Origin of the sequence: Wenzhouxiangella sp. 15190, assembly GCF_003417465.1 — a bacterium.
Taxonomy (GTDB): Bacteria; Pseudomonadota; Gammaproteobacteria; order Xanthomonadales; family Wenzhouxiangellaceae; genus Wenzhouxiangella.
The window spans coordinates 45,679-67,919 of sequence record NZ_QVMV01000020.1; the positions used below are offsets into that span (position 1 = coordinate 45,679).

The 22,241-nt window shown below is 64.0% G+C and carries 24 protein-coding genes and 1 pseudogene; 14 read left to right on the forward strand and 11 right to left on the reverse strand.

Annotated elements, in window-relative coordinates; all coding sequences use genetic code 11:
- Positions 1-2: 2 nt before the first annotated feature.
- Positions 3-1,862, reverse strand: a complete 1,860-nt coding sequence (mnmC, locus tag DZK26_RS04955) for an FAD-dependent 5-carboxymethylaminomethyl-2-thiouridine(34) oxidoreductase MnmC (RefSeq protein WP_116898506.1) — start codon at positions 1,860-1,862, stop codon at positions 3-5.
- A 130-nt stretch (positions 1,863-1,992) separates the two neighbouring features.
- On the opposite strand from mnmC, the gene DZK26_RS04960 reads away from it, so the two are divergent.
- Entirely contained in the window at positions 1,993-2,385 is a 393-nt protein-coding gene (locus DZK26_RS04960; protein WP_181918411.1) for a MerC domain-containing protein, read from the forward strand.
- A 70-nt stretch (positions 2,386-2,455) separates the two neighbouring features.
- Positions 2,456-2,845: a glycine cleavage system protein GcvH gene (gcvH, locus tag DZK26_RS04965; RefSeq protein WP_116898504.1), complete on the forward strand. Its 390-nt coding sequence runs from the start codon at positions 2,456-2,458 to the stop codon at positions 2,843-2,845.
- A 28-nt stretch (positions 2,846-2,873) separates the two neighbouring features.
- Here the strand turns inward: gcvH and nfi are convergent, their stop codons facing one another.
- The 7 genes from nfi to hemH form a co-directional block, all read right to left on the reverse strand.
- Positions 2,874-3,521 (reverse strand): deoxyribonuclease V, encoded by a 648-nt coding sequence (gene nfi / locus DZK26_RS04970; protein ID WP_116898558.1) that lies wholly within the window; start codon positions 3,519-3,521, stop codon positions 2,874-2,876.
- Between the two features lie 14 nt (positions 3,522-3,535).
- A complete protein-coding gene (gene glnE, locus DZK26_RS04975) occupies positions 3,536-6,094 on the reverse strand; it encodes a bifunctional [glutamate--ammonia ligase]-adenylyl-L-tyrosine phosphorylase/[glutamate--ammonia-ligase] adenylyltransferase (protein WP_116898503.1) in 2,559 nt (852 codons plus the stop codon).
- Complete coding sequence (locus tag DZK26_RS04980; RefSeq protein WP_116898502.1) at positions 6,091-6,876, reverse strand: gamma-glutamyl-gamma-aminobutyrate hydrolase family protein; 786 nt, start codon at positions 6,874-6,876, stop codon at positions 6,091-6,093. Before DZK26_RS04980 ends, glnE begins: the two co-directional genes overlap by 4 nt.
- Positions 6,873-7,865 carry an amidoligase family protein gene (locus DZK26_RS04985; protein ID WP_116898501.1) on the reverse strand — a complete coding sequence of 331 codons (993 nt, stop codon included), beginning with the start codon at positions 7,863-7,865 and terminating at the stop codon, positions 6,873-6,875. Before DZK26_RS04985 ends, DZK26_RS04980 begins: the two co-directional genes overlap by 4 nt.
- A 334-nt stretch (positions 7,866-8,199) precedes the next feature.
- Positions 8,200-8,934, reverse strand: a complete 735-nt coding sequence (locus tag DZK26_RS04990; RefSeq protein ID WP_116898500.1) for an SGNH/GDSL hydrolase family protein — start codon at positions 8,932-8,934, stop codon at positions 8,200-8,202.
- Positions 8,935-8,990: 56 nt separating this feature from the next.
- Positions 8,991-9,380: a hypothetical protein gene (locus DZK26_RS04995; protein WP_116898499.1), complete on the reverse strand. Its 390-nt coding sequence runs from the start codon at positions 9,378-9,380 to the stop codon at positions 8,991-8,993.
- Between the two features lie 92 nt (positions 9,381-9,472).
- Positions 9,473-10,612: a ferrochelatase gene (gene hemH, locus DZK26_RS05000; RefSeq protein ID WP_116898498.1), complete on the reverse strand. Its 1,140-nt coding sequence runs from the start codon at positions 10,610-10,612 to the stop codon at positions 9,473-9,475.
- 153 nt (positions 10,613-10,765) lie between these two features.
- Here hemH and DZK26_RS05005 point away from each other — a divergent pair, with 153 nt between their 5' ends.
- The 4 genes and pseudogenes from DZK26_RS05005 to tatC form a co-directional block, all read left to right on the forward strand.
- Entirely contained in the window at positions 10,766-11,758 is a 993-nt protein-coding gene (locus DZK26_RS05005) for a DUF6923 family protein (protein ID WP_147306670.1), read from the forward strand.
- A gap of 57 nt (positions 11,759-11,815) precedes the next feature.
- Complete coding sequence (tatA, locus tag DZK26_RS14645; RefSeq protein ID WP_116898496.1) at positions 11,816-12,064, forward strand: twin-arginine translocase TatA/TatE family subunit; 249 nt, start codon at positions 11,816-11,818, stop codon at positions 12,062-12,064.
- 3 nt (positions 12,065-12,067) lie between these two features.
- On the forward strand, positions 12,068-12,331 hold the full coding sequence (gene tatB / locus DZK26_RS05015; protein ID WP_116898495.1) for a Sec-independent protein translocase protein TatB: 264 nt from the start codon (positions 12,068-12,070) through the stop codon (positions 12,329-12,331).
- Positions 12,306-13,064 (forward strand): annotated as a pseudogene (tatC, locus tag DZK26_RS05020) (twin-arginine translocase subunit TatC); the annotation flags it as partial. The gene tatB and the pseudogene tatC, both read left to right, overlap by 26 nt.
- Here tatC and DZK26_RS05025 read toward each other — a convergent pair.
- Together DZK26_RS05025 and DZK26_RS05030 are read right to left on the reverse strand one after the other, a co-directional pair.
- On the reverse strand, positions 13,055-13,891 hold the full coding sequence (locus DZK26_RS05025) for a BPSS1780 family membrane protein (protein WP_116898493.1): 837 nt from the start codon (positions 13,889-13,891) through the stop codon (positions 13,055-13,057). The pseudogene tatC and the gene DZK26_RS05025 sit on opposite strands and share 10 nt — an antisense overlap.
- Entirely contained in the window at positions 13,888-14,487 is a 600-nt protein-coding gene (locus tag DZK26_RS05030; RefSeq protein WP_116898492.1) for a TIGR00730 family Rossman fold protein, read from the reverse strand. The genes DZK26_RS05025 and DZK26_RS05030 overlap by 4 nt, the downstream gene beginning before the upstream one ends.
- Before the next feature lie 31 nt (positions 14,488-14,518).
- On the opposite strand from DZK26_RS05030, the gene DZK26_RS05035 reads away from it, so the two are divergent.
- From DZK26_RS05035 to DZK26_RS05065, 7 genes are all read left to right on the forward strand, one after another.
- Positions 14,519-14,992 (forward strand): cytochrome c, encoded by a 474-nt coding sequence (locus DZK26_RS05035; RefSeq protein ID WP_181918410.1) that lies wholly within the window; start codon positions 14,519-14,521, stop codon positions 14,990-14,992.
- Positions 14,989-15,642 carry a rhomboid family intramembrane serine protease gene (locus tag DZK26_RS05040; protein ID WP_116898491.1) on the forward strand — a complete coding sequence of 218 codons (654 nt, stop codon included), beginning with the start codon at positions 14,989-14,991 and terminating at the stop codon, positions 15,640-15,642. The genes DZK26_RS05035 and DZK26_RS05040 overlap by 4 nt, the downstream gene beginning before the upstream one ends.
- 191 nt (positions 15,643-15,833) lie before the next feature.
- The gene (locus DZK26_RS05045) at positions 15,834-16,394 is read left to right on the forward strand and encodes a MarR family winged helix-turn-helix transcriptional regulator (protein WP_116898490.1); all 561 of its coding nucleotides are present in this window, start codon (positions 15,834-15,836) and stop codon (positions 16,392-16,394) included.
- 46 nt (positions 16,395-16,440) lie between these two features.
- Entirely contained in the window at positions 16,441-17,640 is a 1,200-nt protein-coding gene (locus DZK26_RS05050) for an aspartate kinase (protein WP_181918409.1), read from the forward strand.
- The gene (ectA, locus tag DZK26_RS05055) at positions 17,630-18,136 is read left to right on the forward strand and encodes a diaminobutyrate acetyltransferase (RefSeq protein ID WP_116898488.1); all 507 of its coding nucleotides are present in this window, start codon (positions 17,630-17,632) and stop codon (positions 18,134-18,136) included. Before DZK26_RS05050 ends, ectA begins: the two co-directional genes overlap by 11 nt.
- A 35-nt stretch (positions 18,137-18,171) precedes the next feature.
- Positions 18,172-19,458 carry a diaminobutyrate--2-oxoglutarate transaminase gene (gene ectB / locus DZK26_RS05060; RefSeq protein WP_116898487.1) on the forward strand — a complete coding sequence of 429 codons (1,287 nt, stop codon included), beginning with the start codon at positions 18,172-18,174 and terminating at the stop codon, positions 19,456-19,458.
- Positions 19,459-19,574: 116 nt separating this feature from the next.
- Positions 19,575-19,967: an ectoine synthase gene (locus tag DZK26_RS05065; protein ID WP_116898486.1), complete on the forward strand. Its 393-nt coding sequence runs from the start codon at positions 19,575-19,577 to the stop codon at positions 19,965-19,967.
- 500 nt (positions 19,968-20,467) lie between these two features.
- Here DZK26_RS05065 and alkB read toward each other — a convergent pair whose 3' ends face one another.
- Positions 20,468-21,136: a DNA oxidative demethylase AlkB gene (gene alkB / locus DZK26_RS05070; RefSeq protein WP_258870877.1), complete on the reverse strand. Its 669-nt coding sequence runs from the start codon at positions 21,134-21,136 to the stop codon at positions 20,468-20,470.
- On the opposite strand from alkB, the gene DZK26_RS05075 reads away from it, so the two are divergent.
- Positions 21,135-22,169 (forward strand): serine hydrolase, encoded by a 1,035-nt coding sequence (locus DZK26_RS05075; RefSeq protein WP_220337176.1) that lies wholly within the window; start codon positions 21,135-21,137, stop codon positions 22,167-22,169. The two genes, alkB and DZK26_RS05075, sit on opposite strands and share 2 nt — an antisense overlap.
- Positions 22,170-22,241 lie beyond the last annotated feature (72 nt).

Here is a 22,241-nt window from a genome sequence, read left to right on the forward strand (position 1 = left end):
TGTCAGGGCCTCCAGTCGGGATCGCGCCGGCGCCAGCGCTCGATGAAGCGTTCGGGAGCGAATGATGCCATGACTTCGGTATCGATGGCCGCCGGGTGGCCGGAGAGTCGGTCGGCGATGAGGTCCGCGCACAGTGGTGTGTGGGTCAATCCCCGCGAGCCATGGGCGATGTTGAGCCAGATGCGTTCGTCGAGGGTGTACGGATTGCTCGACGGATCCGGGCAGGGGCCTACCAGGGGAAGCCAGTCACCTGATTGGCAGCGGAGACCGGCGTGATGACCGACCACTTCGATCGCGCTGCCGCCGAGATCCTCCCAAAGCGACGGAACATTGCGCTGCAGTTCGGACAGATTCCGCTCGTCGTCGATGGGGTCGATCACTGGAGACTGGCGCTGGCGATCAAAGGTGGCACCGACGCAATGAACCCCGTCGAACGCCGGGGTGACGTAACCGGCGTGACAGTGCGCCTCGCGCCAGCGGCTGCTGGCTTCGGTCGCGCGACAGAAAGTGACCTGGCCGCGAACGAGGCGAAGCGGCAGCCAGCCCAGGCCGCTGAACCGGCTGGTGGCGCCGGCGGTACACAAGACGGCGGCGTCGGCCTCGAGCGTATCGCCTGATTCCAGTTCCAGTACGGCCGACTTCCCGCCGCTGATCGACCCGACCCGATCGGCCGTTGCCGTGATGTCGGGATGATCGAGCAGAAAGCGGCACCAGTGGCTCGGCCGCAGACAGCCAGCGCCCTCGATACGAACCCGATTGCCCCCTTCCGAAGACAGCAACTCCTGCGGCCAGGTGCCGGTGTCCATCGCCTGCCGTGTCTTCTCGGCCACTCGCCCATCGACTAGGTGTTGAATGACGCCGTCGAGGTGGCCCTCGGATGCGTTGCGCGGAAAACCCAGGTCTTCGAGCCAACGTTGTGCGTGAAGCAGGGCCCCGAGATAGAAACGGTTTTGCGCGTTGAGATGGTGACTGGCCGTGGCATAGAGCACGGCCGCCAGTTCGGGCGGCGCCGGCCGGGCCAGCATGGGGTCGACGACGTGGACGTGCCAGCCGCGTTCTGCCAGTGCCCTGGCCGTGGCGCAGCCGGCGAATCCCGCACCGACCACGACGGCCCTGCCTCGCTTGAGCCGTTGCGGTTTCCAGCGGCCGGGTATGCCGCCGGAAAGCCGATGGCGCTTGTCTCCGAATCCCTGGCGGCGCTCGACGGCAAATCCCGCGGCCGAGAGGCCGCGCCGAACCGCACCGGCGGCGGTGAATGTCGCAACGCTCGTTCCGGGTCGGGAACGGGCGGCCATTGTTTCGAACAAACCGTTGGTCCAGAGGTCCGGGTTGCGCGACGGTGCGAAGCCGTCGAGGAACCAGGCGTCGACCCCGTGGGGTCCGGCATGCCACAGTGTTGCCGCGTCGCCGAACATCAGCGTGAACTCGATGCGATCGCTCAGGCGGATGCGATGGAAGCCCGGCGCGGGCAGGGGCCAGGCTTCGAGCAGGCGACGCCCGTATGGCTCCAGTTCGGGCCAGTGCGACAGCCCCCGGGCGAGGTCTTCCCTCGGAAGCGGGTGCAGCTCGGCCGAATAAAAATGCAGATGCGCGGTCGCCGGGGCATGACGCGCAAAACACTCGGCCGTCAGAAGCGCGTTCAGCCCCGTGCCGAATCCGGTCTCCCCGACCACGAACACACCGTCGCCGGGCAGGGCGACGAAGCGGCGGGCAAGGTCGCTGGCCTCGATGAAAACGGCGCGACTTTCGGCCATGCCATGGCCGGGCATGAAGTAGCTGTCACCATACGGCGATGCATGGGGCGTATCGCCTTGCCAGTCGATCTGCGCCGGCTCGATCGCCGATAGGGTGAAGTCGCTCATGCGCCCCTGGGTGGAAAAGCCGCCATTCTATACACGGGTTCACCGTGAACCAAAAATGTTATATCATACGCTTTTCAGGCAATCCTCGACCGTGACCATGGCCGCAGTTTTCAAATCCCCGGAGCGGAGTATGGCAGCCAGCCTGCTGGATCGGGCCGGTATCTGCGTGTCCGTGCTGTGCTTGCTGCAATGCCTGGCCCTGAGTCTGGTGATCGTGCTTGCTCCCGTGGTTTCGTTGGGTATCTTTGGCAGCGACCTGTTCCATCGACTTCTGCTCTCGGTCATCCTGCCGATCGGTGTGGCCGCCTTCTGGCTGGGCTATCGCCGTCACGGCAGCCTGGGTCTGCTGCTGACCGGCCTGGCCGGGCTCGCCCTGGTGCTGGCAGCCGCCGTACTCGAGGCGACGGTGCTCTCGCCGCTGGCTGCATCGGCGGTAACCTCGGTGGGCGGGGTGACCCTGGTCGTCGGGCACTGGCTCAATCTGCGGCGTGGACGCGGGGTCTGTCTACAGCCTGCCCCGTAACTGGTTCGCGCGGCTCGGCAGGCCGCGGATTTGCTGATAGAATCTTCGCAAATTCTCAAGGGACGGCTTCATGAGCGACATTCCTTCCGATCTGCGCTACGCGGAAAGCCACGAGTGGGTCAGCCAGGAAGAAGAAGGCGTGGTCAAGGTCGGCATCAGCGAGCATGCCCAGGAACAATTGGGCGACCTGGTCTTCGTCGAACTACCGGAAGAAGGCGAGACCTTCGGACGGGGCGATGCCTGCGCCGTGGTTGAATCCGTGAAGGCGGCCTCCGACATCTATTGCCCCGTATCCGGTGAGGTGACCGTGGTCAACGAGGCCTTGGCCGACACGCCGGAAATCGTCAACAACGACCCCTACGGCGACGGCTGGCTGTTTTCGGTCAAGCTCGACGATTCCGGCGAGCTCGACGATCTGATGGATGCCGAAGCCTATCGCGAGCATCTCGGCGAAGACTGAGAAATCGCCTGCTGATGGGCCTTTCTGTTCAGCGATGACCGGCGAGGCGGTCGGCACGGCGCACGGGTTCCGGTAGCCGATAGGTCGGTGTGCAGGCCAGCACCAGTTCGACAGCCGTTTCCAGGCTGACGCGGTGGCCCACCGAAATATAGAGCGGTCGCACGCGCGACCGTGACCGCAGGACCCGGCCGATCACTTCATCATCGTCGCTTAAAGCCACGGCATCGCCCTTTTCGGGCCCCGGCTCTTCGTGTCGGCCGCACAGGCGGCTCTTGCCGACCCCGATGGTGGCCAGACCGGTTGTTACGCCCAGGTGGCATGCGATGCCGAACCGGCGTGGATGGGCGCGGCCCTGGCCGTCGCAAAAGACCAGTTCAGGCGGCACCGACAACCGTTCCAGTGCTCCGAGGATGGCCGGCAGTTCGCGGAAAGACAGGAACCCGGGGATATAGGGCAATTCGGTTGGCTGTTCGTGGACGACCTCGTCCATCAGTTCGAGACCGGGAAACCGCATCAGCACTGCCGCTGCCCGCGTCGTGCGCCCCCCGTCGGGAAAAGCGGCGTCCACCCCCGCCACCAGCTGCGGTGGAAGACGCAGGTCATCCTGGTCGATGACCTGTCTCGCCAGCTGCCGCTGGCGCTCCTTCAGGGCTTGCGTGTCGATCCGCGAGGTCATCTGGGTGTCCGGCACTAGTCCTTCCCGTTCGTTGAGCGGTCGAAATGGGTGGTCCAGGCCGCGTCGATCACAGGGCGCAAGTTCTCCGTGTCGAAGGATGCCGGCTCGCGTCGCAGCCAGTCCAGGTGCCGGGCCTGAAGCAGTTTCCGCCAGGCTTCGGCCAGTTCCTGAGCCTGCTCATCGTCGATCCATCGTGCTTGCGCCAGCGCTTCCAGTTGCGCGCCGGTGTCACGATGATCGACCAGTGCGGGATGGTCGGCCGCCTGCGTGAGCACACCCAGTTCGGCCAGGAACTGCAGGTCGGTCAAGGCCCGCTTGACGGGCGACTCGCGCCTTTCACGGCGCTGGCGTTCGCGCATCCCGGCCAGATCCTCTGCGACGCTGCGGTCATCGCGGCGCTGCGTGAGCACCTGCTTGCGGATGGCTTCGAACGCATCTTCGAGCGCCTGATCCCCGGCGATCCACCGTGCCCGGATCAGGGCCTGGTGTTCCCAGGTCCAGGCCTTGTTGCGCTGGTAGTCGTCAAAGCTGTCCAGCGTCGACACAAGCATTCCGGCGCGCCCGTTCGGGCGCAGCCGCGTGTCGATTTCGAACAATCGCCCGCCGGGCAGCGGCATCTGCAGCGCGCTGACCAAACGCTGGACGATGCGGTGGGGTGCCTCACCGGAGCGATGCAGAAAGACCAGATCGAGATCGGACTCGAAGTGCAGCTGGCTGGCACCGAGATTACCGTAGCCGATCACCGCGATATCCGAATCACCCCCGCCGGTAAGCGCCAGCGCACGATCGACGATGGTGTCGGCCATTGCGCTCAGCTGTCGTCCGGCGTCGACGGCATCCAGTCGATCGTCGAGCTCGGCCAGGGCGGTGCGCAGGAAGCCGGCCTGACGCCAGCGCGACAGGGCCCAGAGACTGGCTTCCTTGTCGTTCGGATCGGGCGTTGGGGCGGCCGGTAGCTCAAAGCCGTTGATGGGATCGAGCAGATCGTCGAGCAGCTGCGGCGATGCGATGATCCACTCGGCCACGCGCTGGCTGACGTGGAACACCCGCACCAGTCGCTCCAGCGTTTCCGGACGCTCCCGCAGCAGGGCGAGATACGCCGACCGGCGCGAAACCTGGTCGATGAGCCGCAGCAGGTCGGTCAGGCCGGTATCCGGTGGGCGCTGGCGGCCGACGACCTCGATCAGACCGGGCATCAGCCGCTCGAGCCGCTCCCGGCCCTCGGCGCTGAGCGCTCGCCGCTCGAGCTCGGCGTGGCTGCGTTCGAGGTGTTCGGCCGCTTCCTCGGGTCGCTGGAAACCCGCTTCGTCCAGGCGCTGGACGATGTCGTCTCCGGGCGGCCAGAGCGGGCTCGGTTCGGACGAGCCGGCGTCCGGGTCGCGAAAGCGCTCACTGAAATGGCGGGTGACGGTTTGCCGGTGCTCGCCGAGTTTCTCGGTCAGCTCGCCCCAGTCGTCGAAGTCCATCAGTTCGGCCAGTCGCTGCCGGTCTTCGGGGTCGGTCGGCAATTCGTGGCCCTGGCGCGCGGTCATGGCCTGCAAGCGGTTTTCGAGAATGCGCAGGAAGCCGTAAGCACAGCGCAGTTCTTCCGCTTCCTCGGCAGGCATCACGCCCAGGTCGGCGCAGGCTTCGAGGGCCGGCAGAAAGCCGGTCTGGCGCAATCGCGGCTCACGCCCGCCGCGCAGGATCTGCAGGCTCTGGACCAGGAACTCCAATTCGCGAATGCCGCCGCGGCCGCGCTTGATGTCTTCGCGGTCACTGCGGGCCCGGGCATTGGCGTCGATTCGCCGGTGCAGCTCGCGCAGGCTCTCGAAGATGCCGTAGTCGAGATAGCGGCGAAACACGAACGGCTGCAACGCCTCGATCAGTTTCCGGCCGGCTGCGAGATCGCCGGCCACCGGCGCGGCCTTGAGCCAGGCGTAGCGTTCCCAGGTGCGACCTTCGCTGAGGAAGTACTGTTCCATTGCAGGCACGGACCAGACCAGGGCGCCGGATTCACCGAATGGACGCAGACGCGCGTCGACGATCCAGGCCCGGCCGTTTTCATCGACGGTATCGAGCAGCCGGATGAGTTCGCGCGCAACGCGTTTCATCCAGTCGGCCGCATCGACGCGCCTGGGGCCGCTGCTGCGGCCTTCTGCATCGTAGGCGAAGACCAGGTCGATGTCGGAGTTGAAATTGAGTTCGTCGCCGCCGAGCTTGCCCAGGCCGAATACGATCAGTCGCGCCCGCTCGCCCTGCTCGTCCTCGACCCAGCCGTGCCGTTCGGCAACCTGGCGTTCGGCGGCCGACAGGGCCAGTTCGATACACGTTCGCGCCAGAGCGGACAGCCCCTGCCCCGTTTCGGCGATGCCGGCTTCGCCGGATAGATCGCGCCACAGGAGGTGGACCGACTGAAGTTGCCGGAAACGGCGGATGGCCCGTGCCGGGTCGGCGGCCATCGTTTCGGGACCGGGCGCTTCGACCGCTTCGGCCGGATCGGGTGCCTGTTCGAATCGCCGCCAGGCCTCGGCCACAAAGCGGCAATGCGAGCGAAGCAGGTCCGAATCGATTGATTGAAGCTTTCGTTTCATGAAGTCTTGTCCAGGCGAGCTGCTTCCACCAGGGCGTGGAACAGGGCCTGCTGCCGTTTTCGCTGGGGCAGGTATTCCGGGTGCCACTGTACGCCCATCAGCCACGGTTCGCTGCGGCGTTCGGTGGCCTGAATGATGCCGTTGGCCTCCACGGCGCCGACGACCAGGTCGTCGGCGAGTCGATCGATCGCCTGGGAGTGCAGCGCATTGACCCAGCATGGTCCTTCCCCGAGCAGATCGGCGATGTGGGTCCCGGGTTCGATTTTCACTCGCTTGCGGGGCAGCACGGAACGGACGGCCGGATACTCGTCGTAGAAGCCGACCAGGTGCTGGTGAAGGCTTCCGCCGTGCGCGACATTGATCAACTGCATGCCGCGGCAGATGCCGAGCATCGGCAATCCTTTCTCGCGCGCTTGTCTGATCAGGCTGTATTCGAGCTCGTCACGGGCCTGGTCGGGTCCGCCGTGCTTGGTCGTGAGCAACCGCCGAATGCCGGCTACCAGCGGGAACAGGACGAGTCCGAGCAGGCGACGCCAGCCCCGGGCGCTTTGGTCGGTCATGTGCCGGGGCCGCGGCTGGTGCTGTTGCCCATAAAGTCCCGGGCTGACGTCCGCGCCGCCGCCGAGGATGAGGCCGTCGAGCTGCTCGATTTCCGCGGGTCGGCGGGGACAGATGCGAACGGGTCGACCGCCGGCTCGCCTGACGGCCAGCGCCGAGAACCACCACGCCGCCAGCCCGCCCCGGTCCGGGCCGGTAATGCCGATCACCGGTCGACGGCTCATCGGCGCAGCTTGCGCCAGGCCTGCGAGAGCCAGCGGCGCAGGGAACTGGAACTGGACAGTCGTTGCACCCGTTTGCGCTCCAGTCGCTCGCTGTCGTCGGCCAGGCGCTCGACCTTGACCCAGCGGTTCCAGGCCGTGGCAAGCGACCAGTCCGGCTGGTCGATCAGGCAATTGGGCAGCCGGTAGTGGAAGGCCGGCCGGGCCTTGATCAGGTGGGTCTCCACCGGCGCGTTCATGACCCGAGCTTCGTCGAGGAAGGCGAACAGCGGCAGTAGATCGAGCGGCCGGTTTCGCGTCGGGGTCAGGTACAGGTAGTCATCAATCAGTTCCTCCAACTCCGGCGAGTAGTCGGGCTGGAGAACGTGGGCCAGGTACTCCTCGGGAAATGGCTGGACGTATGGGGTAATCCGCCGGGACAGGTCGACGCGTTCGGCTTCGATCAGCTCGTCGTAGCTGAGCAGGAAGGCACGGATGATCGACAGCAGGTAGTCGGCTCGCAGGCTCGCCGCCTCGATGTTGAGCTGCATGCCGAAGGCGTAAAGCGGCGAGAATTGTGTGCCACGCGCGCCAGCCCGATGGAGTCGCTCGCGGATACCGTCGAGCGTTTCGAGTTCGGTCCAGGGAACGGGCGGGCCGACCAGCTCGAGCGGAACGACCAGGCCGGCCACGCGCGAGATCAGCGACTCGATGTGTTCGCGTTCATCGCCTTCGCCGATATCGATGCCCAGCTCGGCCAGCAGCTTCTGATACTGCCGACTCTTGAGCAGATCGGCGTCGAGTTCGACATGAAAGTCCCCGAATTCCGTGCCCCGGATTCGCGTCAGGAAAGCACTGTCGACTTCGACGCTGCCGCCGATGCTGTCGGTGACCGCCTCGGCCACCTGCTCCGGGCGCAACCCCGCCATCTCGATCTCGATACCCACGCGACGGGTCGAACCGTCGGTATTGCTGGATCGGGGCGGGGGCTGAAAACGCTCGGTGTCGCTCATGTCGGCCCAGTCTATTATCGCAGCACACAGGATACCGGAAGCCCGGCTACGGGTTTACCTAGGGAACCTCTGAACAACTCTGCACGGAGCGCGTTTTGTCGGGGAAGCCGCAGATCGTGTGGTGCGACGCGAGTGACAGTAGCCGTAGCTACGGCCGAGTGGCGCAACGCGCGAGATGCGGCTTCTCCGGCAAAACCTTTCGGGACGGGCCTTTGCGGGGTCTCCGCCCCGTTTCGGCTCACTCATTTGGAACCACTAAACCGCGCTCGCCGAAGCCGGACCGGAGCCTCCCGCAAAGACCCGGCGCGCCCGCGCAGAGTTATTCAGAGGTTCCCTAGAGCAGTCGCGCCAGTTGCCGCGCCCATGCTTCGTGGGCGGTCGCATCGGGATGAAAGCCGTCGGAACAGAACATGCCGCCGGCTCGTTCGGTGAAGTTCATGGGTGCGTGCACCACGTCGGATTCGTGTTCAGCAACTCGCTGCGAGACCGAGTCGAGCAGGGCGGCGCGCAAGCCCAGCATCGAGGAGAGCGGAAACGGCAGTGCCGGGAAATGCTGCATCGGCGGGATGCCGGTAAGAATGATCCGATTCGGTTCGAGCCGCCGACGAACGGCATCGAGGAGTTGCTGCAGGTCCTGCTGCCAACGTCTTGCCGAATGCAGTGCGAGGCAATCGTTGACGCCCAGGCCGACGACCGCCAGGTCCGTCGGGCCCTTATCGACTCGCCTCAGCAGTTTTTCAGTAGTGAATCGGGCGGTGGCGCCGCTTTTCGCGGCCGTTTGCCACTCGACCCGCTGTCCCGATGCGGCAGCCAGTTCAGCGACCAGCCGCGGGATGACACCCAGTGACTGGTCCGCCAGTCCCACGGCGGCCATCGGAGATTCTCCCAGTCCAATGATCCGGAGGGCCGGGGCGGCCCCGGCCAGGGTTCCCGCACGTTCGCCGTTCGCTTCCTCGAGCCGGGCTGTCCGTCGGCGAACGTTCCGGCCCTGAAGCCAGAACACCGGCGCACCCGCCAGGGCCAGCGTGGCCGCCGCCTGGAGCACGGCGATCCGGCTAAGCGAGCCCAAGAGTCCGGAGTGGGTGGGCGAGTGAATCGGATACCGAAGCGGTCTTTGCGTCCCCGCTAACCCAGTGACAGATACTGATCGTCGTCACGCAGCAGAAACAGGGCGATACATGCCCCGAGCATGGGGATGGCAGCCAGGAACAGCATGTTGTTGAACGGATCGATGTATTGCTGCCACGACGAGATCGTGGAGATGGTGTGGGTGACGAGCACAAAACCGTAGGTCCAGAACTTCCACAAGCCGAGTACGAAGGCGATTTCGATCGCCAGCTGAACCAGGCCGATCACCAGCAGCACGGTGCTGCCCATGCCGGCGAGGAAGTAGAAGTTCTCGAATACGGCGGCGGCATGCCCCGGGTTGAGCAGCTTGTCGAGCGACCACATCGCCATCACGATGAACACGCTGACGCGAAGGATGAATAGGGAAATGCCCAGATGTTTCTTCATGATTCAATGAACGTGGTTGACATGGACCGATCACGCTATCAGGCCCTGCCGCGGTCGTCTCTAGGTAGTTGCCGAAGCGCCGCACTCCAGACTCACCCCAGATTGAGACGCCTGGCGGCGTCTGCCGAGCGCTCGACGCGCGCTTCCAGTTCCGTCTCACCCGCATCGCGGCCGCCGGCGAATTCCGGCCATCCCTGACCGTGCTTCCGGCACAGGGCGCTCAGGACTTTCACGTGTTCGGGCGAGTCGTTGAGACAGGGAATGTACTCCAGTGATTCGCCGCCGGCGGCCATGAACTCGTCGCGGCCCTCGACGGCGATTTCATCCAGGGTCTCCAGGCAGTCGACCGAAAAACCGGGGCAGACGACCTGCAGCTTCTTCACGCCCTGTCTGCCCAGTTCCTCGAGGGTTTTGTCGGTATAGGGCTTGAGCCATTCGGCCCGTCCCAGGCGCGACTGGAACGTCACCATCCATTCCTCGTCGCCGAGTTGCAGGCGTTCGGCGATCTGCCGGGCACTGGCCTGGCACTGGCAGTAGTACGGGTCGCCGGCGAGCAGATTTTTCTTCGGAATTCCGTGGAAGGAAAACAGCAGCTTGTCCGGTTTTTCGCGCGTCTTCCGGAAACGGCGGATCGATTCGGCCACGGCCGCCTGCCAGTTCTCGTCGTGATGGAAGTTGTTGATGAAGCGCACTTCCGGTAGCCAGCGCAGGCGCCGCAGCGATTCGGTCACCCGGTCGAAGACCGAGGCGGTGGTCGTGGCCGAGTACTGCGGATACATCGGCAGTACGAGGACTCGCTGGATGTTCTCGCGTCGAAGCCGGTCGATGGCCGAATCGATGTCGGGCTGGCCGTAGGTCATTGCCAGCATCACTTTCACGCGCGGCAGATCCTCCTTGAAGTCCGACTCGAGCTTGTGGGCCAGGCTGCGGCTGTCGACCAGAAGGGGTGAGCCGTGCTCGGTCCAGACCCGGGCGTAGGCTTCGGCCGAGCGCGGCGAGCGAAACGGCAGGATGTAGCCGTTGAGGATGAACCACCAGATCAGTTTCGGCGCCTCGATAACGCGCCGGTCGGAGAGAAACTGCTTGAGGTAGGGGCGCAGTGCTTTGGCCGTGGGTGCCTCGGGGGTGCCCAGGTTGACCATCAGCACGGCGGCACGCGCCGCCTCACGGTGGGCTGTGACCTGGCGTGTGGCGTCGACCGTTTCGACGTGATGTTCTGGGGAAGCGGACATGAAGCGCTCTTTGGAAGAAGAATGGTTGTTCGAAATTGTACCTTCCGCGGCGTGACCGGTCAGTGATCACGCAGGGTGGTGCGGTCGCGACTGGGGATTTCTGGACTTTTTTGCTATGATGCTGCTTGTCGGAGTAAAAGGATTACAAAAAGAATGCGCCCTCGCACGCCTCTCTGGTGGAGAAGTGTGGTTCTGGCCGTCACCCTGACAGCCAGCGTCTGGGTGTGGGCGCAACCGCAGGGATGGGTCATCAATTCCCGCGATTATCTCTCCGAGGAAGACCAGATCGGCGCGCTCTGGGAACTCGACCTTGCCAGCGGCGATGCCCGACTCGAGGATCGCTCGCGCATCCAGCAGTTTCTGGACATCGAGGGTCTGTCGTTCAGCCTGGACAGGCAGCTTTACGGTATCGACGACGACACCAATACCCTGATTCGCATCGGTACCTCGAGCGGCAACGCGATTGCCGTCAATCAGGAAATGGGCAACCTTGGACTGCCTTCGGGCAATCACGATTTCGGCATGACCTTCACCTGCGAAGGCCGATTGCTGATATCGACCGATTCCGAGTCGCTCGGATTGTCGCTCTACGAGGCCGATCCCGAGACCGGGCAGACCGAGCGGATCGGCGACCTCGGCGCGCCCATCGTCGACATGACCAGCCTGGGTAACCATGTCTACGGTATCGGCCGGGGTATGGCAACCGACGCCAACGGGGCCGCCCCCAATCTCTATCGGATTGACACCGCGACCGGTCGAGCCGAATTGGTCGGCGCCTTGGGTGAGGAGGCTGGCCTTTACAACAAGGCGGGACTGGCCGCCGATTCGGACGGGACGCTCTGGGCCGTGACGGACCGGCGCCAGCAATCGGATCGAGATTCTTCCCGTTCGAGCCAGGTGCTCCGCATCGACCCGGCCACCGGCCAGGCCGAGCGCGTGGCCGACGTTTCTTCGACCGATGACGGCGGCAGCCTGATCGGCCTCGAGTCCCTGGCCATCGCGCCGCCGGACGACTGTGGTCGCGGCGCGCTCGCCGGGACCGGTGCAATTCCCGTTCCCGTACTTTCCGCGCCGGCACTGTGGACGCTGGTCCTGCTAGTACTGGCTCTGGCCGCCGTGCCCCTTCGTCGGCTCGGCGCGAACTGATAGACTTTCAGTTTTCCCCTATCGGGCCGATACGGCCCAGTATCAGAGGTCTAGCGCATGGGTATCGGCAACATCAGTTGGCCCCAAATCCTGGTCATTCTCGTCATCGTGCTGCTCATCTTTGGCACCAAGCGCATTCGCAACATCGGCAGCGATCTGGGCGGCGCGATTCGCGAGTTCCGAAAGGGCGTGGGTGAGAACGAGGACGAGGACGAAAACGAAAAGTCTGCAGACGACCACTCGCAGGAAAAGTCCTCGTCACAAAGCGAAGAGCAGGACGATTCAACCTCCAAGCGGGAGCACTGATCGGTGGGCGGCGTCGGCTTCAGCGAATTGCTGCTGCTGGCCCTGATCACGCTTCTGGTTGTCGGGCCGCAGCGTCTGCCCGAGATCGCACGTACCGTCGGCCGCTGGACGCGCCACGCGCGCAGCGCCTGGGCCAGCCTCAAGTCCGAATTCCAGGACGAGATGGACCGCGACCACAACCGGCGCATTCTCGAGGCCACGGAGGCCCACAAGCAGTCCGAATGCTTCGAACGGGAACCGCATGAGCGAAGAGACGACGCGGACTGATCCCGAACTGTCCCTGATCGATCACCTGGTCGAGTTGCGCAGCCGACTGTTGCGGGCGGTGGCGGCGATCATCGTCGTTTTGCTGGTTCTCGCCCCCTTCGCCCGGCAGCTCTACGGCATTCTCGCCAAACCGCTGGTTCGTCATCTGCCCGAAGGCGCGAGCATGATCGCCATCGACGTGGCCTCGCCCTTCCTCACGCCGTTCAAGCTGGTGCTGATCCTGGCGCTGCTCATCGCCATGCCCTACGTCCTCTACCAACTCTGGGCCTTCGTCGCGCCGGGCCTGTATCGCCAGGAGCAGCGCCTGGCCCGCCCCCTGCTGGGGATGGCCGTCTTGCTGTTTTATGTCGGCTGTGCATTCGCCTACTTCGTCGTGTTTCCGGTGGTGTTCGCCTTCTTCGCCTCCATGGCGCCCGAGGGCGTGGCGATGATGACCGACATCAACCGCTACCTGGATTTCGTATTGACGCTGTTCATCGCTTTCGGGCTTGCCTTCCAGGTGCCCGTGGCCACGATCATCCTGGTCGCCCTGGGCATCACCACGCCCAAGGCGCTGGGCCGGATGCGCGGCTACGTGGTCGTCGGTGCTTTCACGGTCGCGATGCTGATCACCCCGCCGGACATGATTTCGCAAACGCTGCTGGCGCTGCCGGTGCTGCTGCTGTTCGAGCTGGGTATCATCGCCTCACGTGTGCTGGTGAAACGCTCGGCCGAGTCCGACGATCAGGCCAGTAATTGATCGTCGGGTTCCTGGCGGTTCCCGCCAGGCGATCCGAATACATCGGTAAAGGCCACCCACTGGCTGCCGGCCATCAACACCTGGACCAGCATCGCCACGAGCATGAAGACGACCTGAGCGATCATCTGGGCGGTGGTGCCCAGAGCCAGGCCCAGGGTCATCAGGACGATACCGAACACGAAGCCCAGGCCGACGACCATCGCGATGACCGCCAGGCCGAAGCCCAGAAAGGCCGACCAGTTGGCGACGACCGCCCGCAGGCTCCCGGCCAGGGCGCTGGCAGTGGTGATATCGCGAAACATGACCAGCGGAATGGCGAAGTACATCGCCGCCATCACGACGGCAAGCAAAGCGGCGGCGACCAGCAGCATCGGCCCCAGCGAGATCTGCTCGAGCATTTCGGCCATCGCCTGCTGGGATTGCTGGGCAGCCTGGATCTGATCGGGCGTCACCTGGCCGCTCAGCCAGCTGGCAACCACCAGCAGCACGAGGAGACTGCCCATGATTCCGAAGGCGCCCAGGGCGAACAGGCGATTGCGCAGTTCCGGCCGGCCCCAGGCGGCAAACAGCATGGTCGGCGCCGGCCGGCGGCCGGCTGAGAGCTGGGCGAAGGCGGCGATGGCACCGGCGGTGAGCAGGGGGGTGATCAGCATCACGGCCAGCTGGCCCACGATCGGAACGACGGCGATCATCGACACCAGCAGCCACAAGGCAGCCAGACCGGCGAGTGGCCGAAAGCCGGAGAACAACAGCTCGGCGGCGGCCGGCAGCCAGCGCAGACCGGCGGCGAAACCGCGCTTTCTGTAGTCAGGAGCACTCATGGCGTACGGCGCACCGCGGCTGATTCGAGTGCCTCGTGCGCTGACCAGGCCACGGCCTCGCGCATGGCACGGAGCGCATCCTCGGGCTGCTCGACGGTCTGCCACATGTCCAGGTGGGTATGGTTCATGAATCGTTCCTTTACGCTGTGGCCGAGAAAATCCAGCAAGCGATCGTAGTAGCCTTCCGTATTGATCAGCACGATCGGGCCCAGAAACTGTCCCAGTCGCTTGAGCGTCATGGCCTCGAACAGTTCCTCGAACGTACCGCAGCCGCCGGGCAGGGCGACGACCGCATCGGCCTGATCGAGCATGCGTGCCTTGCGAATACGCATGTCGGACACGACCTCCAGGTCACGCAGTCCTTGATGCCCGCGCTCGACACGCGTGAGAAACTCGGGGATGATGCCGAGGACTTCGGCACCCTCGGCCAGTGCACCATCGGCCATCGCGCCCATCAGGCCCGTGCTGCCGCCGCCGTAGATGATACGCAGGCCGGCCGAGCCCAGTGTTCGACCCAGGCGCTCGGCCGCGTCGATGTAGATCGGCTCCAGCGCCTGGCTGGAAGCCGCATAGACCGTTACGCTCTTGATGGACATGAATGGACTCGGATTACGAAGGTCGATAATGATGGCTCATTGTAAACAGACGGCGATCGCCGCGCTGCTCTTGACGGTTTTGCTGGCCGGTTGCGGAGAACAGAACGGCTCCGACGAAAACGCGTCGCCGGGAGAGGCGGCCTTCGGCCCGCATTGCGCCGGCTGTCACGGGATGCAGGGTCAGGGCCGTCCGCCGAACTTCCCGCCACTGGCAGACTCCGAGTGGCTTGACCTGCCGGCGGAGGGACTGACCGCCATCATCCTGCTGGGGCTGCGCGGTGAAATCGAGGTGGCCGGCCGGGCCTATGCCGGCTACATGCCGCCCATGCAGCATCTCGACGATGACCAGGTAGCCGAAATCGTGCGCTACCTCAAGGCTCGCTGGTCGGATGAAGACATCGCCTGGACCGGCGAGGACGTGGCCGGCTTGAGAAATGTGCTGGCCGGCCGGCAGATGCCCGAAGGCCGGGAAGACGTCGATCTTATGCTCGAGGAGTTGCCATGAATCAGCCGTTCCCGTTCCAGCGCCAGAGCAATCCGCCGGTGTCGATGATTCTGCTCGGCATTACGGTGGTGATGTATTTCGTGCAGATGACGGCGATGAGCGACGTGATTCGTCTGTTCGCCCTGTGGCCGCTTGCCACGCCCGATCTGATTCGCTTCGGCGATGGCAACACGATGGCGACCGGCTTCGCGCCCTGGCAACTGGTCAGTTACGGTTTCCTGCACGGCGGGATCGGGCACCTTTTCTTCAACATGTTCGCCTTGTACATGTTCGGTCTGCCGGTCGAGCGCGTGTGGGGAGCGCGTCGATTTCTCGTCTACTACTTCGTCTGCATGATCGGTGCGGCGGTTATCCAGCTGACGGTTGCCGCGGTTACCGGCGAAGTCTATCCGACGATCGGTGCCTCGGGCGCGGTGTTCGGCCTGCTGCTGGCCTTCGGAATGATGTTTCCCAACAGCACCATCATGTTGCTCATTCCGCCCATTCCCATGAAAGCGAAGTACTTCGTGATCGGCTACGGGTTGCTGACGCTGTTTTTCGGCATGACCGGCACCATGGCCGGTGTGGCGCATTTCGCCCACCTCGGCGGCATGCTGTTCGGCTTCGGCCTGATTCTCTATTGGGGCAGCCGGCGTAGCCGAATGCGATAGGGCGCGGCCTTGAAGGGGCGTCGGGAGCAGCCGGAAGCCCCCGGGCCGCCGTCTTGAACAAGGGCCCGCAGCAGGGAACTTGCGTTATCCACTTGAATTTTCCGGTTTTATCTCCATTTTCGGTGATCGAAATTGGTTTTTTGGCAAATCTTTAGCCACAAACTTGTTTTTTGGCATATAATTAGCCGCAAATGAGATCAAACGAAAACGACAAGACTGCAGCCAACGGCACCCGCCCGCCGCTGAAGACCGCGACGGACGGGCCGTTGGTCAATGAACCCGACGACCCGCGTGTGATGGGCGTGGTGCGGAATTTCCGCGTCGCCGTTCGCGCGGTGCAGGCGCATTCGGCCTGGGTGGAAAAGCAGTGCGGTCTCAGTGCCGCTCAGTTGTGGGCGTTGTGGGAAGTGGATCGCTCGCCCGGCATGAGCGTCTCCGAGATCGCACGCCGCCTGTCGATCAAGCCGGCGACGGCCAGCAACCTGCTCGACAAGGTCGAGGGCAAGGGCCTGCTGACCCGATCGCGTCAGGGTCCGGATCAACGCGTGGTGCAGCTATTCGTCACCGATGAAGGTGCCGATTTGCTCGCGACCGCGCCGTTGCCGGCCCAGGGTGCGCTGCTCGACGCGCTCACTCGCCTGCGCGAGGACGAGCTCGATGAGCTCACTCAAGGCCTGGAGGCGCTGGTCGACATCCTGCATACCAAGGACGAGGGCTCCGCCCTGTCGCCGATGCATCCGGGCAAGAGTTGAATCAAACGAACTTCTTACACTCAAATACATAAAGACGTTGGAAAAGATGGATATCATCGTTCAAAAATATGGCGGATCCTCGCTTGCGGAAGACGGACAACTCCGGGCGGTGGCCCAACGCGTGGCTCGCTGCCGCGAAGAAGGCAAGGCCGTGGTGGTTGTCGTCTCCGCGCGAGGCAAGACCACCAGCCAGTTGCTGGCGCGTGCCGGCAAGTTGAACTCGAATCCCGAGCATCGCGAGCTCGACATGCTGCTCGCCGCCGGTGAGCAGGCTTCGGCCTCGATGCTGAGCCTGGCGCTGCACGATCTGGGTCACGAAGCCGTGTCCCTGACCGGTCCGCAGGCGGGCGTGAAGACCTGCGATGCGCACATGAATGCGCGCATCAAGTGCGTCGATCCCGAGCGCATGCTCGAGACCCTCGAGGAAGGAAAGATTGCCGTGGTTGCCGGCTTCCAGGGCGAGAGCCCGGAAGGCGACATCACCACGCTTGGTCGCGGCGGGTCGGATACGACGGCCGTTGCCCTGGCCGCGGCGGTTGGCGCCGGGCGCTGTGAGATCTATTCCGACGTCGACGGTGTCTACACCGCCGACCCGCGCAAGGTGCCAGACGCCACGCGCCTGAGCATGATCAGCCTGGCCGAGATGAAGACGCTGGCCCATCACGGCGCCGGTGTGCTCAACGAACGCGCCATCGACTATGCCATCGAGCACGACGTGACCATCGTCTGCCGTAAGGCGCACGGTGAAGGCGGCGAGACGATCGTCCGCGCCGAACCGGGGCTGGGCCGCTCGCGCATCGTCGGCGTGGCCTGCCACGACGAACTGCTGCAGGTGGAGTTCGACGAGTCGGCCGACCACACCAACCTGGCCGAGCGCCTGGACGACCTCGACATCTTCGTGCCCGAATTGGCTGAAGGAAAATCCGGTCGCTACCTGATCTCCATCGGCCAGCTGGCCGACGACGAGGGGCTGGCCCAGTCGATTCGCGACGAATTCGATACCGGCGTGGTCGTGGGCGGACCGATTGCCAGTGTTTCGGCCGTTGGCTACAAGGCCGGCAGCGAGGAAGGTGCGGAAGAGATTGCCCGCAAGGAACTGGAATCCGAGGGCATTGCCGTACACGAGGTCATGCGTTTCGAGCACGCGGTGACCTGCCTGATCGATTGCAATGCCGTGGAGCGTGCCATGCAGATCTTTCATGATCGTTTTGAGATCACCGACACCGAGGTGGCCGATGTCGCCTAAAGGCGCACAAGCACTGGCGGAACCGGTGTTTCGCAAGGCGCGTCCCGAAGACGGGGCCCGCATGTACGAGCTGGTCAAGGAGATGGGCGGTCTTGAACTGAACACTGCCTATTTCTATGTGTTGTTCTGCATCGACTTTGCCGAAACCTGCGTGGTCGCCGAGGTCGAGGGCGAGATGGCCGGCTTCGTGCTGGGTCATCGGCCGCCGGAGCGCCAGGACACGGTGTTTGTCTGGCAGGTCGGTGTGGCGCCGTTCATGCGCAAGCGGGGCATGGCGCGCCGTCTGCTGGAAGCATTTCTGGCGCAGAATCCGGATGCACGCTGGCTGGAAGCTTCGGTCACACCGAGCAATACGGCCTCGCGCAAGCTGTTCCGATCAGTGGCCCGCGATCACGGCGTCGACTGCCAGGTGAGTATATTCATGCTGGCCGAGCATTTTCCGGACGGTCACGAGCCGGAAGAGTTGTTCCGAATCGGACCATTTGAATCCAACTGAACCGAATTCAATCTGAAGTAGTGAGTAAAACAACCATGAGTCATCATCTAGACACCATCAATCGACTCGAATCGGAAGTGCGCAGTTACGTGCGCAATTTCCCGACCGTGTTCACGCATTCGCGTGGCGCCCGCCTGACTGACGAAGACGGCCGAGAATTCATCGACTTCTTCGCCGGTGCCGGCGTGCTCAACTATGGTCACAACAACCCCGAGATCAAGTCCGCATTGATGGACTACCTGGCCGAGGACCACATCGTCCACAGCCTGGACATGGCAAGTACAGCGCGGGCGCAGTTCCTGGAGCGCTTCGAGGAAGTCATCCTCAAGCCACGTGAGCTGGACTACAAAGTCCAGTTCCCGGGGCCGACCGGCACCAATGCGGTCGAGGCGGCCCTGAAGCTGGCGCGCAAGGTCACCGGGCGCCACAACGTCATTTCGTTCACCAACGGTTTCCATGGCATGACCCTCGGTTCCCTGGCGGTGACCGGCAATGCCATGAAGCGTGCCGGGGCCGGCGTGCCGCTGGCCAACGCCTCGCAGATGCCGTTCGACGGCTATCTGGAGCAGGGCAGCGATCACAGCCTGGAACTGCTCGAACACATCCTCGGTGACGAGGGTTCGGGTGTCGACAAGCCGGCGGCCGTCATTCTCGAAACGGTGCAGGCCGAAGGCGGCGTCAATGTCGCGCGCATGGAGTGGCTCAAGGAGTTGGCCGAGATCGTCAAGCGTCACGACGTGCTGCTGATCGTCGACGACATCCAGGTCGGTTGCGGCCGCACCGGTCCGTTCTTCAGTTTCGAGCCGGCCGGCATCAAGCCCGATATCGTTTGCCTGTCGAAGTCGTTGAGCGGCTTCGGCCTGCCGTTCGCCGTCACGCTGTTCAAGCCCGAGCTGGACCAGTGGTTGCCGGGTGAGCACAACGGCACGTTCCGGGGGCATAACCTGGCTTTCGTGACCGCCACCAAGGCGCTGGACTACTGGACCAATGACGACTTGACCGAAGAGGTCAAGCGCAAGACCGGGATCATCGAGTCGCGCCTGGGCGCGCTGGTCGAGCGCATCCCGGTCGATGCCACCCTTCGCGGTCGCGGCTTCATCCAGGGTATCGCCTTCGACGATGCCGAGCTGGCCGGCAAGGCCTCGGCAGAGTGCTTCGAGCACGGACTGGTGATCGAGACCGCCGGTATCGACGACCAGGTGCTCAAGCTGCTGCCGCCGCTGACGATTTCCGACGAGGACCTCGAGAAGGGCCTGTCGATCATCGAGGAAGCGGTAACGAAGGTAGCGAACGGCGCCGCGCCGGATCAGAAAGTGGCCTGACCCGCTTTTGGAGGCGGCACCGAGCCGTCTCGCTCGACGCAAGTCAACTTGCAATAGTCGCGTCGGGGGAACCCCGGCGCGACTTATTTTTTATCCAATTTCAGGAGGCAACAAACATGATCGTCAAGAAACTGCAGGACATTCTCGGCACCGAGGACGACGTCGATACCGAAGGCTGGAACAGCCGCAGGCTCCTGTTGAAGGACGCCGGGATGGGCTATTCGGTGCACGACACCATCATCAAGGAAGGCGCCGAGCTGCACATGCACTACAAGAACCATCTCGAGGCGGTTTATCTGATTGAAGGCAAGGGCGAGATCGAGACGGTCGAGGACGGGAAGGTCTATCCGCTGGAAGCCTTCACCATCTATGCGCTCGACCAGCACGACAAGCACATCCTGCGCGCCAACAAGGGCTCGCACATGCGCATGGTCTGCGTGTTCAACCCGCCGGTCTCCGGCCGCGAAGTCCACGGCGAAGACGGCGCCTATCCGGCCGATCTCGACTGAGACGCCGGCGCGTGAAGGTGTGGGAGTGGAACGGGCAGTACCGGGCGTGAGCGGGCGCCAGTCGGCCAACGGCGCCCGCAGCTGCTTTAAGCAAGGTGGCGCTTTGGTACCGGCAAGATTGACTGGGTGCCCAGCCTCGATCGCAGCTATCTATCCTGCCTTGCCGCATCCGCGAATGCGGTTGTAACGGTGCCCGCCGCCGGGCCGACTTCTGCCCGCTCACGCCCGGCCCGGCACCACCCGTTCTGAAAGGTGTTATAAACATCCAATCCTCCCCTATGGTGGGTGGGGGTGGCTTTTTTCGGGCAGCGCAGCGCGGAAGCGGGCATCGCGCTCCCCGTATTTCAAGAGGTTGCACCGGCCAATCGGAGCCTATTTCCTTAAAGCTGCGATGTGGATATGTGGTCGGCACCCAAGAGCCCCCGATAACCAAGGGCTCGACGAGCGCGTTCGCTGCACTGCCCGAAAAAGCCACCCCCACCCACCATCCTCACCAACCCCTAGCCCGCCTTGCGGAAGGTCAGGTTGATGCGCTGGGCGCCCAATAGCGGGTGCTCGCCCTCGGGCAGCGGCAGGATACCGTGGTAGCGCAGGCGGTCCGGGCCGCCCCAGACCAGGACATCGCCGTGTTCGAGCAGGAGCCGATCGGGCTTGTCCTTCCTGCGGAACCCACCCCAAAGAAAGGTCGCCGGCAGGCCGAGTGAAAAAGACACCACCGGATGGGCGTAGTCCCGCTCATCCTTGTCCTGGTGCAATGACAACTTGGCGCCGGGGCGGTAGCGGTTGATCAGGCAGGCATCCGGCTCGTAGCCCGGGAAGCCGGCGTCTTCTGCGGCAGATCGCGCCAATTCGCTGAAAAGCCCGGGCATCGCCGGCCAGGGCTGGTCGCTTCGCGGATCGGTCGAGGTGTAGCGATAACCCTTGCGGTCCGTCATCCAGCCGAGTTCCCCGCAGGAGGTCATTGATACCGACATCTTGTGGCCACCCGGGGTGATCAGGTGACGAAACGGTGCCTGCCGGTTGATTTCGCGGATTGTCTCGACGACGGCTTCGGCCTGCTCGGTGATGCGTCCGTGAAACAACACGGCGCCTTCGGAGAGACGTTCGGCCGAACCCCTCGTGTCGACGTTGTCAAAAAGTTGACCGGAGGTGGTCATGCTCGTACCCATGCAATATTTCACTAGCTACCGAAACCAGGCGGCCATGCAATTACTTGGCCTTTGCTTCATTCTATCGCTGGGTCTGGCGGGCTCGGTTCAGGCTGGCGAAATTTCGGCGACCGAGCGGCAGGCCATCGTTGACCGTGCGGATTCGATTTCCCGGCTGCACAGCCTGCTGGTGCTGCGTGAAGGCGAAGCCGTGGTCGAACATGTGCGCACCGGGCCGGGATTGTCGACGCCGGCCAACATCAAGTCCCTGTCCAAGACCGTGCTATCGGCACTGGCCGGCATCGCCATCGAACGCGGACTGGTCGACGGCACCGATCAGCCGCTTGTAGAACTGCTCGGTTCACGGGTGCCCGATGAAGTAGCACCGGAGGTTCGTGACATCACCTTTGGCCATGCACTCTCGCTGCAGACCGGCCTGCGAAAAACCTCCGGGCGTTATTATGGCGCCTGGGTGCAAAGCGAAGACTGGGTCGCGCATGCGCTGACGCGTCCGATGGTCGATTCACCCGGCGGGCGAATGATCTATTCCACCGGATCGAGCCATCTGGCTGGCGCAGCGCTGGTCGAAGCCAGCGGCCGTTCACTTCTGGCGCTGGCGCGCGATTGGCTGGGTGAGCCACTGAATATTCGAGTTCCCGACTGGATGCAGGACCCGCAAGGCATCCACTTCGGTGGCAACGAAATGAAGCTGAGCCCACGGGCGTTGGCTCGTTTCGGCGAACTCTATCGCCTGGGGGGTGTGATCGACGGCCGGCGCGTGATTCCCGAATGGTGGATCGAAGCGTCGTGGACGCCGAGGGGCCGCTCGCCCTGGAGCGGTGATCGCTACGGCTATGGCTGGTTCATCACGCAGCTCGCCGGTGATCGCTCCTACCACGGCCGCGGCTACGGCGGGCAGGCCCTGTTCGTGATCCCCGACGTGGCTCTCACCATTGTGATCACCTCCGACCCGACCCCGCCATCCCGGGGCGGCGACTTCGATCGCATCAAACGCCTGGCAGCAAGTATCGTGTCAGCCGCCATGACCGACTAGAGTGTTCCCGGCAGCAACCCGCGGATGTGTAGGTCGGCGCCGCATTCTCGATGGACGAGCTCTCGTCCTGCC